Source organism: Siccirubricoccus phaeus (genome assembly GCF_008360935.1).
GTDB lineage: Bacteria > Pseudomonadota > Alphaproteobacteria > Acetobacterales > Acetobacteraceae > Siccirubricoccus > Siccirubricoccus phaeus.
Window position 1 is genome coordinate 67,671 of record NZ_SRXO01000025.1, and the last position, 13,520, is coordinate 81,190.

The window sequence follows — 13,520 nt, forward strand, 5'->3', positions numbered from 1 at the left end:
CCTGCCCCCCGACTCCCTCGCCCGGGGATGCTAGCGCAAGCGGGCGGAGGGAACAAAGAGTGTACTTGGCGGCCCGTGCTGCCCGTTGCCGCGGCAGGCTGGGCGGGGCCGTGGGCCGCCGCGGCGGCGCTCGGTGGCGTTGCCCGGCAGCCGGGGCGGGAGCGACGGGCATCCTGCCGTCCGGCCGCCCCTTGCCCTGAAGCGGCCTGGCCGCTTCAGCCGGTGCGAGAGCGGGCGAGGAACGGCCTCCCGGGACCCTCAAGGGGCGGCGCGCAGCGCCGCCATGGAGATCTGGTGGCCCGCTTCCGAAGTCCTGCGGGTGTCGTTCTCAGGCCACTGGCTTGTGTTTTCAGTGGCCTGCTTGTCCGCTGCGTTCGCTGGAGGTCCAGCGAACTTCGCGGGCAGGACGCTAGAGCGGTTTCACGCTGACTGTGCAGCGCGAAGCCGCTCTAGCTTATGGATGGTAGAGCAGCTTCACGCCTCCGGGCGATGCCGCCCTCCGGCGATCTGCTCTAGCGCGGGATCGGTTGAGCTGCGCTCACCCGCCCCGCTCTAGCTCTTTGTTCGGTCGCGTGATTCACGGTTTCGGTCGATTCGACCTCAACCGATCACGCGCTAGTCGATAGCAATGCGGGCGTCGCGGGCCATGCGCAGCCAGGTGGACTGCTCCTTGCGCAGCCAGGCATCCAGCTCGGCCGGCGGGACGAGCAGCGGATCGACGAAGCTGGCGCGCAGCTTGGCCTGGGTGGGGGCATCCATCGCCTGGCCGAACGCCTCCCGCAGCTTCGCCACCACCGGCGCCTGCGCCTTCTTGTGCACCAGCAGCGTGTTCCAGACGGAGACGGCGTAGCCCTCCACCCCCGCCTCGGCGATGGTCGGCACCTCCGGCAGGGCGGAAGCGCGCGTCGGGGTGGAAACGCCCAGCGCCCGGAAACTGCCGGCCTGGATCTGCGGGGTGGAGGTGGCGGTGGTGTCGAAGAGGAAATCCACCTCCTCCGCCAGCATGGCGGCGACGGCCGGGGAGGAGCCGCGATAGGGCACATGCGTCGCCTCGAACCCCGCCAGCCGCTGCAGCAGCGTGGCGCAGAGATGCGAGGAGGAGCCATTGCCGACCGAGCCATAGATCAGCCCGCCGCGCCTGGCCCGCGCCACCAGCTCCGCCACCGAGGACACGTCCAGCCGCTTCGGGTTCACCGAGAGCACATTGGCCATGTCGTTGATGGTGCCGAGCAGGGTGAAATCCCGCACCAGATCCACGCCGGACTGGGCGTAGAGCAGCGGGTTCACGCCGAACATGGCGGCGGTGCCGACCAGCAGGGTGTAGCCATCCGGCTCGGCGGCGCTGGCGGCCTGGGCGCCGATATTGCCGCCGGCGCCGGCCCGGTTCTCTACCACCACCGGCTGGCCCAGGCGCTGGCCCAGCGGCTCGGCCAGGATGCGGCCGACGATGTCCGTCACGCCGCCCGGCGGGTAGCTGATGATCAGGCGCAGCGGCCGGTTGGGGTAGGGTGCCTGCGCCAGGGCCGGGGTGGCCAGGGAGGTGGCCAAGGGGGTGGCGAGCAGGGCAGTGGCACCCAGCAGGGTGCGGCGGTGCAGCATGGACATTCCTCATGCGGGAAGGGAGGCCGGCCGGGCCGGCCGCGGACGGCGCCGGATCATACTAGTGTCCTGCCGCTGTCTTCGCTGGATTTCCAGCGAGGGCAGCGGGCAAGCAGGCCACTGAAAACACAAGCTGGTGGCCCGAGACCGAAGTCCGCAGGACTGCGGAATCGGGACACTAGCGCCGGGATGTCGGATTGCCCAAGCGGCCGCCTCCGCCCGGGGCGCGGCGCCGGCCTGCGGCCGGGCCGTGGCGCCGGGCGGCCTCACCAGAGGCCCGGCACCAGCCGGAACCGGGTGCGCCTGGCATAGTCGGCATAACCCTCGAGCCGGGCATGCAGCAGCGCGTCCTCCCAGCGCGTCCGGAGGATCATGAGATGGGCGATGCCGGCGACGGCACCGCACGGCGTCCTCCCAGCGCGTCCGGAGGATCAGCAGCGCCGTCGCCCAGCCCGCCGGGAGCAGCGCCCACCAGGAGGCCAGCGCCAGGGCGAGGCCGGCGAAGACCAGGATGGCGCTGGCATAGCCGGGATGCCGGATGAGGGCGTAGGGCCCGGCGGTGACGACGCGCTGGCCGCGCTCCCGCTGCAGGCGTACCCCGGGTTCGAAGAAGCGGTTGACCGCCTGGGCCCAGGTGCCGAGCACGATGCCGGCGCAAAGCAGCGCATAGCCCAGGATCACCCAGGGCAGCGGCATGGCGGACCAGCGCATCCGGCCGGCATCCAGGGCGGCGAGGGGGATCTCGGCGGTCATGCCGGCGCAGATCAGCGCGACGAGGAGCAAGTCCCACCGCTCCGTGCCGGGCTGGAAGCGGCTGCGGGCCCGGAAGATGACGGGATTCACCCGCGCCAGCACCCAGGCCGAGGCGCCGAAGGCGATGAGGAGGAAGCCGATGAAGACCCAGCCCGGCCGCCAGTCGAGCCGGCCGGCAGGGATGAAGATGAGCGCCAGCAGGGCCAGCGGCAGGATGATGGCGTAGGCGATGGCCGCTGGCCGCGACATCGGATCGGGTTCGGTGACCTGCATCTGCCGGGTATCCGCCCTTCGGTGGCCGGGCCACAGCCGTTAACGCGCGCGACGGGCACCGGCTCAGGAGGAGAGGGCAAAAGCCAGCTCCACCCCTGCCGAAGCGAAGGCCGTGGGGTCTGCCGGCCCGCTCCCTTCGCTGGAAATCCGCGATTTTGCAGGCAGGATGCCCGCCGGCGATCGGCCTGAGCATGCGCGCCCGGTCCGGCTCCTTAACGGCCCGCCACGGGCAGAGCGATACGGTCTGGCCTTGGGTTTGCAGGGTCAGCCCTGGGGTCCAGACCCCCACCGGGGTCCGGGGAGGGGTTCGGGGGGCAGCACCCCCGATTTTCCTCCCTTTTGCCTGTTCCCTCGCCATGGACCGGGCGGAGCCCGCCCATGGCGGCAGCGGCGGATCTGGTCTAGCTTCCGCCTGCATGCCTCCGGCCTCGGCCGCCCGGTCCCGTCGCCGCCCCGCCCCCCCGCGGGCCGCGCCGGCGCCGCGGCGTGCTGCCCCGCCACCCAGGCCCCCCGCAAGCTGGCGCTGGCTGCGCTGGCTCATCCTGCTCCCCGTGTGGGGCGGGGTGGTGCTGGCTGGGCTGGTTCTGGCCCTGGCCTGGGACCTCCCGCGCCCGGACGCCATGCCGGAGGCGACGCGTCGCCCCGCCGTCACCCTGGTCGCTGCCGATGGCACGCTGCTGGCCACCCAGGGCGACCTCTACGGGGAGAGAGTCCGGCTGCGCGACCTGCCGCCGCATCTCCCCGCCGCCCTGCTGGCGGTGGAGGACCGGCGCTTCCGCAGCCATTTCGGCATTGACCCTGTCGGCCTGGCCCGTGCCGCCCTCGCCAATTGGCGGGCGGGGGAGGTGGTGCAGGGCGGCTCCACCGTCACCCAGCAACTCGCCAAGAACCTGTTCCTCACCCCCGCGCGCAGCTTCCGCCGCAAGGCGCAGGAGGCCCTGCTCGCCCTCTGGCTGGAACGCCGCTTCAGCAAGGACGAGCTGCTGGAGATCTATCTGAACCGGGTCTATCTCGGCGCCGGCGCCTTCGGGGTGGATGCCGCCTCCCGGCTCTATTTCGGCATTCCGGCGCGGCGGCTGGCGCTGTGGCAATCCGCGCTGCTGGCCGGGCTGCCCAAGGCGCCGTCGCGGTACAATCCCCGCGCCTCGCCGGACCTCGCCGTCTCCCGCGCCGCGGAGGTGCTGGAGGCCATGGTGGCGGCCGGCGTCCTCAGCCAGGCGGCGATGGAGGCCGAGCTCGGCCGCATCCGCCTGCCGCCGCAGACCCGCACCGGCGCCGGCTATTTCGCCGATTGGGCGCTGGAAGACCTGGCCGAGGCCTTCCCCGGCAATGGCGACCTCACCCTGCGCGCCACCCTGGACCCCCGGCTGCAGGCGGTGGCGGAGGCGCGGCTGGAGGCGCTGCTGGCCGGCCCCGGGGCGCGAGCCGGCGTCACCCAGGGCGCCGTCATCGCGCTGGAGGCGGCGAGCGGCGCGGTGCGCGCCATGGTCGGCGGCCGCGACTACCGCGCCAGCCCCTTCAACCGCGCCACCGATGCAAGGCGCCAGCCCGGCTCCGCCTTCAAGCCGCTGATCTATCTGGCAGCGCTGGAGCACGGCTTCTCGCCCGAGGATCTGGTGGCGGACGGGCCGCTCAGCCTCGGCGGCTGGTCGCCCGGCAATGGCGCCTGGCGGCCGCGCGGCGAGATCACGCTGGAGGAGGCGCTGGCGCATTCCGTCAACACCGCCGCGGTCAGGGTGCTGCTGCGGGCCGGCGGCCCGGGGGCGGCGGTGGCGCTGGCCGGGCGGCTGGGCCTGGCGGGACGCTTCCCGAACGACGCCTCCCTCGCCCTCGGCACGGGGGAGGTGACGCTGCTCGACCTCGCCGCCGCCTATGCCGCCTTCGCCAATGGCGGGCTGCGCGTCGCCCCCTACGGCCTGGCCGCCGCCAATGGCGCCGCGCTGCCGCGGCGGGCGGTGGCGCGGGTGGTGGCGCCGGAGCAGGCCGCGGCGCTGCGGCGCATGCTGGAAGCGGTGGTGGCGCGCGGCACCGGCCGCGCCGCGGCGCTGCCCGGGCGGGTGGTGGCGGGGAAGACCGGCACCACCCAGGATTACCGGGATGCCTGGTTCATCGGCTGGGTGGGCGGCCTCGTCATCGGCGTCTGGCTGGGCAATGACGATGCCAGGCCGATGGCGGAGGTGGCCGGCGGCAGCCTGCCGGCCAGGCTGTTCCGGGAGGTGGCGGAGCAGGCCGCCGGGCCGGGGCGTTAGAGCAAACTCCGATCAGGTGATTCCACATGATCGGTGTTTGCTCTCAGGTAGTGTCCCGCTTCCGAAGTCCTGCGGACGTCGGGCCACCAGCTTTTGTTTTCAGTGGCCTGCCTGTCCGCTGCGTTCGCTGGAAATCCAGCGAACTTCGCGGGCAGGGCTAGGCGCGTGCGTGCGAAAAGAAGACCTTGCTGCTGATCCTCCAGACGCCATCGCGCATGACCAGGACGAAGAAATCCGTGTAGCGGGTCCCGCGCCAATTCGCGGCTTCGAGGCGCGCCATCGCGGCTGATCCGGCAAACTCGATGGCAACGATTCGCGCCTGCAGATCCGGCGCGGCACCGCCCCTGTCGATCAACTCGCAGAAGGCCTGGAGCGTCCAGTCCGCTGGCTTCCCTCCATAGCTGCCACGAATACTGGCGCCGTCCAGGAAGGCGCGGCGCATCAGGCTGCTGTCTCCCCTCTGGGCGCCGTCGATATACCATTGCAACGTCGCGGCAATCGCCTCGTAGCCGGCAAAGCTCGCGGCCTCATCGCTGATCGTCATCGCGGTGGTCATGCCCGTTCCCCTGGCTGGCGAGGAGCGGGTGCGGTCTCCTCCCCCGAGGCCGGAGCCTCGCATGGGCGGGCATGGCATGTCCTTGCGGATTCAGCCCGACGGGCGCCGTATGGCGCCATATCCTGCTCCTCCTGTCCTGGATTGTGGGGATTCATGCCAAATCCGCAGCTTGATGACTTCGACCGCCGGATTATCGCCGCGCTCCAGGCCGATGGCAGGCTGGCCAATGTCGAGCTGGCGGACCGGATCGGCCTGTCTCCCTCGCCCTGCCTGCGCCGCGTGAAGCGGCTGGAACGGGAAGGCTATATCGATGCCTATCGGGCCATGCTTCGCCGCAGCCAGGTCGGGCTTGGGTTCACCGTCTTCGTGGGCGTGAAGATCGACGCCCATGCCAATGACCAGGCGTCGGCGTTCGAGGCCGCCGTGGTCGCGATGCCGGAAATCATCGCCTGCCACATGATCGCCGGCCAGGCGGACTACCTGCTCGAGGTCGTGGTTCCCGACCTGGAGCACTACCGGCGTTTCCTCGTCGGCAAGCTGCTGGAACTTCCGATCGTCAGGGAAGTGCAGAGCAACATCGCGATTCAGACGCTGAAGGCCGCGGCGCCGCTGCCGCTCGACCATCTCCAGGGGCCGTAGCGCCCCGGGGATGCGCCCGATCCGGCCGCGGCCGCTCCCGGGCTGCGGGGCGCAGCGGGATGCCGGGCATCGCCAGCGCCGCCGCCCTTCACCCTGACGCCCCCGTAATTCATTCGCGCTCAACGCATTTCTGGAATGGTCGGGCTTCCATCACCCGCGCAGGGACCCGCCATGCTCGCCCGTTTCGCGATAAGAGAGAAGCTCACCGCCGCCTTCGCCCTGGTCACCCTGCTGGTCGCCGCGATCGGCTGGGTCGGGATCAGCCGGGTCGAGGGGCTGAACCGGCACGTCATCGAGCTGAACGCGAATTGGCTGCCGAGCATCGAACGGCTCGGCCAGCTCAAATCCCTGATCGAGGCGCATCGCGCCACCGTCCAGCTCCATATCATGAATGGCGAAGCCACCCGGATTGCCGAGCACGACCGGGCGATCGAGGGGCTGCTGCCGCGGATCGAGGCGGCGCGGGCGAGCTATGTCCAGGTGATCGCGGCGCCGGAGGAACGGGCGAATTACGAGCGCTTCAGCGCCGCCTTCACCGACTACCAGCGCCTGGCCTCGGAGGTGCTCGCCCTCTCCCGCCGCAATGAGAATGCGCCGGCGATGCGGATGTTCGAGGAACGCGCCTGGCCGGTCTTCTCCCAGATGTCCCGCTTCCTCGACCGGCTGGTGCAGGTGAATGCCGATGGCGGGCGGGAGGAATCCGCGGTCGCGGCGGAGCAGGCCGGGACGGCGAAGCTCATCCTCTGGTCCGGCATGGGCCTGGCCTTGGCCGTCGCCATGCTGGCCGGCTGGCTGATGGCGCGGGAGGTGCGGCACGGCATCGCCGCCATCGCCGCCCCCATGGGCAGGCTGGCGGAGGGCGAGCTGGAGGTGGAGGTGCCCGCCCTGCCGCCGCGCACCGAAATGGGCGCGCTTGCCCAGAGGCTGGAGGTGTTCAAGCAGGCGCTGCTCGCCAAGCGCGCGGCGGATGCGGCAGCGGCCAGGGCGCGGGCGACGGAGGCGGCGCGGGCGGAGAAGCTGCGCGGCCTGATCGAAGGCTTCGACCGCAGCGCCAGCGGGGCGCTGGAGGTGATGCAGGGCGCCATGGCCTCGCTGGACGGCATGGCGGAATCGCTGCGCGAGACCGCCTCGCGCGGCGAGGCCCAGGCGGGCGGCGTGGCGGCGGCGGCGGAACAGGCCTCCTCCTCCGTGCAATCCGTCGCCGGCGCGGCGGAGCAGCTCGGCGCCTCCATTGCCGAGGTGACGCGGCAGATCACCGAGACCGCCCGGGTGGCAAGGGCGGCGGCGGAGGAGACCAAGGCGACGGATGCCGCCGTCACCTCCCTCTCCGCCGCGGCGCAGCGGATCGGCGAGGTGGTGCGCCTCATCGGCGACATCGCCGGCCAGACCAATTTGCTGGCGCTGAACGCGACCATCGAGGCGGCCCGTGCCGGGGAGGCGGGCAAGGGCTTCGCCGTGGTGGCGAGCGAGGTGAAGGCCCTGGCCGCCCAGACCGCCAGGGCGACGGAGGAGATCAGCAGCCAGATCGCCGCCATGCAGGCGGAAACCGCCGGCGCCGTCGCCGCCATCCGCGGCATCGCCGGCACCATCGGCCAGGTGGACCATATCGCGGTGCAGGTGGCCGCGGCGGCGGAGGAGCAGAGCAGCGCGACGCAGGAAATCATCCGCGCCGTGGCCGATGCCGCTTCCGGGACCCAGGAGGTGACGCGGATCGTCGCCGAGCTGGCCGCCGGCGCGCAGGAGACGGGCAGCGCGGCGGGGGCGCTGCGGCAATCCTCCAGCGAAACCTCCGAGCGCGCGGCCCAGCTCCGGCGGCAGGTGGGCGAGTTCCTGACCGGGGTGCGGGCGGCCTGAGTTCGGGTAAACCACGCCGGATCAAAGGGGAAGGGTGAAGGGGCCGCCCGGGTGTCCCAAGCGGAGGCTCCGCCCGCACTCCGCCAGGGGACTGAACCAGCCCCTGGACCCCGGTGCGCAGGCCTTGCGTCCGGCGGTTGAAACCGCGACCCGCGGCAGGCCGCTGATACCTCCGGCAGGAAATCGTGACCGGCCCGGCGGGGGCGGGCTGCGACAGCGGCAGGTGCAAGGGGGCTTGCTTTGCCCGGATTCTCCGCCTAGGCCCCCGCCGAGTTCCGTGTTAACCCCGCCGCCCGCCCTCGGCAGCCGCTGATGGCGCAATTTCCGGCGTCCGGGCGTTGGGGAGACCGGGGGACGCGCCGCAGCATGGAGACTGGCAGCCGATGAGCGAGACCGCCGAGAAGGTAAAGAAGATCGTCGTCGAACACCTCGGCGTGGATGAAGCCAAGGTGACCGAGGACGCCTCCTTCATCGACGATCTGGGCGCCGACAGCCTCGACACTGTCGAGCTGGTCATGGCCTTCGAGGAGGCCTTCGGGGTGGAAATCCCGGATGACGCGGCGGAGAAGATCACCACCGTGAAGGATGCGATCGCCTATATCGAAAGCCAGAAGGGCTGAGGTCCAGGCGCGCAGGCCGGGCCAGGCCAGGCCGGCGCGCCGTAGGACCCGATAGAGCGGTCCCAGGGGAAGAGACGGAGAGGCCAAGCGTGTTCCCGAATGGCGCCGCGCCGCGGCGGGTTGTTGTCACCGGCATGGGTATTGCCAGCCCCCTCGGGCTCGGCGTGGAACATGTGTGGAAGCGCCTGCTGGCGGGGGAAAGCGGCATCTCCGCCATCCAGGCCTTCGACGTGACGGAGCTGCCGGCGAAGATCGCCGGCCAGGTGCCGGCCGGCACGAAGGCGACGGGCGGCCTCGACCTGAACGAATGGATCCCGGTCAAGGACCAGAAGAAGATGGACCGCTTCATCCAGCTCGCGCTCGTCGCGGCGGCGGAAGCGGTGGAGGATAGCGGCTGGCTGCCGGAGGAGGAGGAGGATCGCGCCGCGACCGGCGTGATGATCGGCTCCGGCATCGGCGGGCTCACCACGATCTACGACGCCTCCCAGCTCGTCGCCTCCGGCCGGGCGCGGCGGCTTTCCCCCTTCTTCATCCCCTCGGCGCTGATCAACCTGGCCTCCGGCCACGTCTCCATCCGCTACGGCTTCAAGGGGCCCAACCATTCCGTCGTCACCGCCTGCGCCACCGGCGTGCATGCGCTGGGCGACGCGGCGCGGCTGATCGCCTTCGGCGATGCCGAGGTGATGGTGGCGGGCGGCGCCGAGGCGGCGGTGTGCGAGCTGGGCATGGCCGGCTTCTGCGCCTCCCGCGCCCTCAGCACGGCCTTCAACGACACGCCCGAGGCGGCCTCCCGCCCCTGGTCCGAGGATCGCGACGGCTTCGTCATGGGCGAGGGCGCCGGCGTCTGCGTGCTGGAAGAATACGAGCACGCGAAGAATCGCGGCGCGAAGATCTACGCCGAGGTGATCGGCTACGGCATGTCCGGCGACGCCCACCACATCACCGCCCCGCCGGAGGATGGCAGCGGCGCCTTCCGTTCCATGCGCGCCGCCCTGCGCAGCGCCGGGGTGGCGCCGGAGCAGGTGCAGTACGTGAACGCGCACGGCACCTCCACCTTCGCCGATGACGTGGAACTCGGCGCGGTGGAGCGGCTTTGGGGCGATGCTGCTTCGGGGCTCGCCATGTCCTCCACCAAATCCGCCATCGGCCATCTGCTCGGCGCCGCCGGCGCGGTGGAAGGCATCTTCTCCATCCTGGCGATCCGCGACCAGGTGGCGCCGCCGACCCTGAACCTCGACCGGCCCTCGCGCGAGACGCCGATCGACCGCGTCGCCAAGGTGGCGCAGGAGCGGAAGATCAAGGTCGCCCTCTCCAACAGCTTCGGCTTCGGCGGCACCAACGCCAGCATCGTCTTCCGCGCGGTGCCTTGAGGGCGGGGCCGGGGCGCAGGCTGCTCCGCTGGCTGGGCGGCACGGCACTCGCCCTGGCGGTGCTGGCCGGCCTCGGCGCCTGGCAGGCGCAGCGGATCTACCGCGCCCCCGGGCCGCTCGCCGCGCCGGCCCAGCTCGTCATCCCGCGCGGCGGGGCGGACCGCATCGCCGCGCTGCTGGCGGAGGCGGGGGTGATCCGCGATCCGCGTGCCTTCCTGGCGGCGGCCTGGTGGAGCCAGGCGGCGGGGCCGCTGCGGGCGGCGGAATTCGCCTTCCCGCCCGGCGCGTCGCTCGCCGAGGTGCTGGACATCCTTCGCACCGCCCGCCCGGTGCAGCGCCGGCTGACCATTCCGGAAGGGCTGACCGCCAGGCAGATCCTGGCGCTGGTGGAGGCGGCGGAAGGGCTGGCGGGCCCGGTCGCCCTGCCGGCCGAGGGCAGCATCCTGCCGCAGACCTATGCCTATCAATGGGGCGATGACCGCGTCACGCTGCTGCGGCGGGCGGAGGTGGCGATGACCGCTGCCCTGACCGAAGCCTGGGCCGAGCGCGCCGAGGGCCTGCCCCTGGCCAGCCCGCGGGAGGCGCTGATCCTCGCTTCCATCGTCGAGCGGGAGACGGCGGTGGCGGCGGAGCGGCCGCGCATCGCCGCCGTCTTCCTCAACCGGCTGAAGCGCAACATGCCGCTGCAATCCGACCCCACCGTGGCCTATGCGGCGGCCGAGGGCGGGGTGCTGGAGCGCCGGCTGAGCCGCGCCGATCTGGAGCTGGACAGCCCCTTCAACACCTACCGCAACCGCGGCCTGCCGCCGGCGCCGATCGCCGCGCCCGGGCTGGCCTCGTTGCGCGCCGTGCTGCGGCCGGCGGAGAGCGACGAGCTGTATTTCGTCGCCGATGGCAGCGGCGGCCACGCCTTCGCCCGGACGCTGGAGGAGCATAACCGCAACGTGGCGCGATGGCGCGAGGTGGAGCGGAAGAGGGCGGAGAATCCGCAGCCGGTGGCGAGGTAGGGGGCTTCGCCCCCCGACCCCCCGGCAGGGGGCGCTGCCCCTTGCACCCCGCCGGGGCCAAGGCTTGGCCCCGGACCCCGCCGGAGTCGGCCGTTTGAACCGTTGTGCGGAAAGACTCAGGGCAGGGCCCCCGGGGAGGCGTTGCCGGCAGGGCCGGCAACCCCGGCCGGCGGAGGTATAGGATCGCGGGCACTGCCCGCGATGGGCCTCCTGCCAGGCATCATTTTTCCCAGAGCAAGAAATCCAGGCGATCCCGCCTGATCGGAGATTGCTCCAGTGTCCTGCCTGCGAAGTTTGCTGGAATTCCGGCGAATGCCGCAGACAAGCAGGCCACTGAAAACAAGGTCAGTGGCCCGAGAACGAAATCCGCAGGACTGCGGAATCGGAACACTAGAGCGGTTTCACGCTGACTGTGCAGCGCGAAACCGCTCTAGCGTATGGATTGTAGAGCAGCTTCACGCCTCGGGGCGATGCCGCCCTCCGGCGATCTGCTCTAGCCTTTTGGTCGCATCTTCCGAGTCGTCCGACGCTTCCGCCGGACTTGAAAATGCTCTAGGCCCGCTGCGGCCGCCGCACCGCACGCAGCTTGCCGCCGGTGCCGCCGCCGCAGAAGAACCGCCCCCCGCCATCCGCTTCCAGGCCGGAAATATCGGTTCCCGGCGGCAGGTCGAGATGCTCCAGCGCCTCCCCGGTGCCGGGGTCGATGCGCAGCAGCGCGCTCTCCTCCCCCTCCCAGCTCCCATGCCAGAGCTCGCCTTCCACCCAGGTCACCCCGGTGACGACGCGCTGCGTCTCGATGGTGCGCAGCACGGTGCCGGTCTCGGGGTCGATCCGGTGGATGCGGCGGTTGCGGCACTGCCCAACCCAGAGGCTGCCCTCCGCCCAGGCCATGCCGGAATACCCGCCCTCGTCCGGCAGCGCCAGGCTGGCCAGCACCTGGCCGGTCGCCGGGTCGATCTTGCGGATCTTCCCCTCGCCGATCTGGTAGAGGTGCCGCCCGTCGAAGGCGGTGCCCGCCTCGGCCGGCACTTCGATCGCCCGCGCCAGGGCGCCGCTCTCCGGCTCCAGCGCCTGCAGTTGCGGGCCGGTGGCGAACCAGACAAGGCTTCCGTCGAAGCTGACGCCGTGCACCGGCGGGCTGCCCGGGAAGGGGCCGTATTCGCGCAGGATCTCGGCGGGTTGGCGCTGCATCTTCTGCTCCTCCTCGTCTTGGGATGGGGCGGAGCCTAGCCACCCGGCCAGAGGCCCGGGAGCAACAAGCCTGGCGTGACTCCCGGCAGGGGCTGCGCCAGCCAGCGCCGGGCGGGGCCACGGCCGAAGCCCTGCACCTTCCCCGCCGTCGCCAGCGCCTCCAGCGCCCGCTGCAGGCTGCGCTGGCTGGTGCCGAGGGCCAGCGCCAGGGCGGAACTGGACCAGGCCTCGCCATCCGCCAGCAGGGCCAGCACGGCGGCATGCGGCTCCTCCGCCGGGCGGGCCAGCACCAGTATGTCCGCTGCCTGTCGCGGCGCCATGGCGAAGCCGCGCGGCGTGGCGCCGATGCGGGCCAGCGGGCGCAGCGCCGCGCGCAGCCGGCCGATCTCCACGCGCAGCCGGGCGCGGTGCGATTCATCCGCCTCCCGCGCCCGGAAGGCCTGGCGGATCAGCGCCTCCCGCGGCGCGTCGCCGGGCCAGGCCTCGCCCAGCGCCCGGGCCAGGGCGAAGAGGACCGGGCGGCGGGCGAGGGAGATGTTCCGTTCCCCCTCGCAGACCAGGTGACGGCAGGCATCCACCACCAGCGCGCCGGAGCCGAGCAGGCGCTCCACCTCGGCGAGGCGCAGCAGGCGGGGCTCGGGCCCGGCCAGGCGCGCCGCCGGGGCGTCCAGCAGCCGGGCGGCGGCTTCCACCTCCGCGGTCAGGGCCGGAATGGCGGCGACGTGCGCCGCCGCCCGGGCCCGCAGCAGCGCCGCCGCCGCCGCCCCGGCCTGCAGCCCGCGCAGCGCGATGCCCGCCCGCACCAGCGCCCGCGCCGCCTCCAGCGCCGGCGGCAGGGCGGCGCGGCCGGCGCTGCCCAGCGCCTGCCCTGCCGCCTCCGGCCGGCCGAGCAGCAGCAGGTGGCGCGCTTCCAGGATGCGGGCGTGCTGGGCGTTGGCCTGGTCCCCCGCGGCTTCCAGCACCGCCCGGGCGGCAGCGAGATGCCGCGGTACCCAGCCGAGTTCGCGGCTGGCCAGCGCCACCTCCGCCTCGGCCAGCAGGCAGCGGGCGCGCGCCACCGCCTCCCGCGCGCCGAAGCGGCGCTGCGCTTCCCGCAGCAGCGCCCGGGCGCGGGGATATTCGCCGAGTTGGGCCAGGGCGATGCCGCGCAGCGCCAGGGCCGGCGCATCCTGCCGCAGCGCGACGCGGTTCAGCGCGGCCAGCGGGTCGCCGGCGGCCAGCGCCCGCGCTGCGGCGACGATCAGCGCATTCATCGGGGTCCCGCCAGATTTGTCACTCCGGGCCGGCCTGGCCCCGGGGGCATCCTAGTGGCCCGATCCCGAAGTCCTGCGGATTTCGGGATCGGGCCACCAGCTTGTGTTTTCAGCGGCCTGCCTGTCCGCTGCGTTCGCTGGAAACCCAGCGAACTT

11 protein-coding genes are annotated in these 13,520 nt (G+C 72.4%); 6 read left to right on the forward strand and 5 right to left on the reverse strand.

What is annotated here, in order from left to right; translation table 11 throughout:
* Nucleotides 1-615 precede the first annotated feature (615 nt).
* Both E5N76_RS25165 and E5N76_RS25170 read right to left on the reverse strand, forming a co-directional pair.
* On the reverse strand, nucleotides 616-1,599 hold the full coding sequence (locus E5N76_RS25165) for a Bug family tripartite tricarboxylate transporter substrate binding protein (protein ID WP_187830390.1): 984 nt from the start codon (nucleotides 1,597-1,599) through the stop codon (nucleotides 616-618).
* A gap of 9 nt (nucleotides 1,600-1,608) precedes the next feature.
* Nucleotides 1,609-2,625: a methyltransferase family protein gene (locus E5N76_RS25170; protein ID WP_207792107.1), complete on the reverse strand. Its 1,017-nt coding sequence runs from the start codon at nucleotides 2,623-2,625 to the stop codon at nucleotides 1,609-1,611.
* Between the two features lie 551 nt (nucleotides 2,626-3,176).
* Between E5N76_RS25170 and E5N76_RS25175 the strand changes: the two genes are divergently transcribed.
* Nucleotides 3,177-4,874 (forward strand): transglycosylase domain-containing protein, encoded by a 1,698-nt coding sequence (locus E5N76_RS25175; RefSeq protein ID WP_235907877.1) that lies wholly within the window; start codon nucleotides 3,177-3,179, stop codon nucleotides 4,872-4,874.
* A 157-nt stretch (nucleotides 4,875-5,031) separates the two neighbouring features.
* Here the strand turns inward: E5N76_RS25175 and E5N76_RS25180 are convergent, their stop codons facing one another.
* Nucleotides 5,032-5,430 (reverse strand): nuclear transport factor 2 family protein, encoded by a 399-nt coding sequence (locus tag E5N76_RS25180; RefSeq protein WP_187830391.1) that lies wholly within the window; start codon nucleotides 5,428-5,430, stop codon nucleotides 5,032-5,034.
* Nucleotides 5,431-5,583: 153 nt separating this feature from the next.
* Here E5N76_RS25180 and E5N76_RS25185 point away from each other — a divergent pair, with 153 nt between their 5' ends.
* The 5 genes from E5N76_RS25185 (at nucleotide 5,584) to mltG (ending at nucleotide 10,920) form a co-directional block, all read left to right on the forward strand.
* A complete protein-coding gene (locus E5N76_RS25185; RefSeq protein ID WP_149540359.1) occupies nucleotides 5,584-6,069 on the forward strand; it encodes an Lrp/AsnC family transcriptional regulator in 486 nt (161 codons plus the stop codon).
* A gap of 171 nt (nucleotides 6,070-6,240) precedes the next feature.
* Nucleotides 6,241-7,923 carry a methyl-accepting chemotaxis protein gene (locus E5N76_RS25190; RefSeq protein ID WP_187830392.1) on the forward strand — a complete coding sequence of 561 codons (1,683 nt, stop codon included), beginning with the start codon at nucleotides 6,241-6,243 and terminating at the stop codon, nucleotides 7,921-7,923.
* 383 nt (nucleotides 7,924-8,306) lie between these two features.
* Complete coding sequence (locus E5N76_RS25195; protein WP_149540363.1) at nucleotides 8,307-8,543, forward strand: acyl carrier protein; 237 nt, start codon at nucleotides 8,307-8,309, stop codon at nucleotides 8,541-8,543.
* Between the two features lie 89 nt (nucleotides 8,544-8,632).
* Nucleotides 8,633-9,913: a beta-ketoacyl-ACP synthase II gene (gene fabF / locus E5N76_RS25200; RefSeq protein ID WP_268921329.1), complete on the forward strand. Its 1,281-nt coding sequence runs from the start codon at nucleotides 8,633-8,635 to the stop codon at nucleotides 9,911-9,913.
* A complete protein-coding gene (gene mltG, locus E5N76_RS25205) occupies nucleotides 9,910-10,920 on the forward strand; it encodes an endolytic transglycosylase MltG (protein WP_235907878.1) in 1,011 nt (336 codons plus the stop codon). Before fabF ends, mltG begins: the two co-directional genes overlap by 4 nt.
* A gap of 552 nt (nucleotides 10,921-11,472) precedes the next feature.
* On the opposite strand, the gene E5N76_RS25210 is transcribed toward mltG, so the two are convergent.
* The gene (locus E5N76_RS25210) at nucleotides 11,473-12,111 is read right to left on the reverse strand and encodes a Vgb family protein (protein WP_149540367.1); all 639 of its coding nucleotides are present in this window, start codon (nucleotides 12,109-12,111) and stop codon (nucleotides 11,473-11,475) included.
* Nucleotides 12,112-12,146: 35 nt separating this feature from the next.
* The gene (locus E5N76_RS25215; protein ID WP_149540369.1) at nucleotides 12,147-13,364 is read right to left on the reverse strand and encodes a helix-turn-helix domain-containing protein; all 1,218 of its coding nucleotides are present in this window, start codon (nucleotides 13,362-13,364) and stop codon (nucleotides 12,147-12,149) included.
* Between the last annotated feature and the right edge of the window lie 156 nt (nucleotides 13,365-13,520).

Bases quoted from the DNA above. Each gene is read 5' to 3' on its own strand.
- E5N76_RS25215 (WP_149540369.1), bottom strand. From the start codon at position 13,364: ATGAATGCGCTGATCGTCGCCGCAGCGCGGGCGCTGGCCGCCGGCGAC.
- E5N76_RS25195 (WP_149540363.1), top strand. From the start codon at position 8,307: ATGAGCGAGACCGCCGAGAAGGTAAAGAAGATCGTCGTCGAACACCTC.
- E5N76_RS25180 (WP_187830391.1), bottom strand. From the start codon at position 5,430: ATGACCACCGCGATGACGATCAGCGATGAGGCCGCGAGCTTTGCCGGC.
- E5N76_RS25170 (WP_207792107.1), bottom strand. From the start codon at position 2,625: ATGCAGGTCACCGAACCCGATCCGATGTCGCGGCCAGCGGCCATCGCC.
- E5N76_RS25190 (WP_187830392.1), top strand. From the start codon at position 6,241: ATGCTCGCCCGTTTCGCGATAAGAGAGAAGCTCACCGCCGCCTTCGCC.
- E5N76_RS25165 (WP_187830390.1), bottom strand. From the start codon at position 1,599: ATGCTGCACCGCCGCACCCTGCTGGGTGCCACTGCCCTGCTCGCCACC.
- E5N76_RS25210 (WP_149540367.1), bottom strand. From the start codon at position 12,111: ATGCAGCGCCAACCCGCCGAGATCCTGCGCGAATACGGCCCCTTCCCG.
- E5N76_RS25185 (WP_149540359.1), top strand. From the start codon at position 5,584: ATGCCAAATCCGCAGCTTGATGACTTCGACCGCCGGATTATCGCCGCG.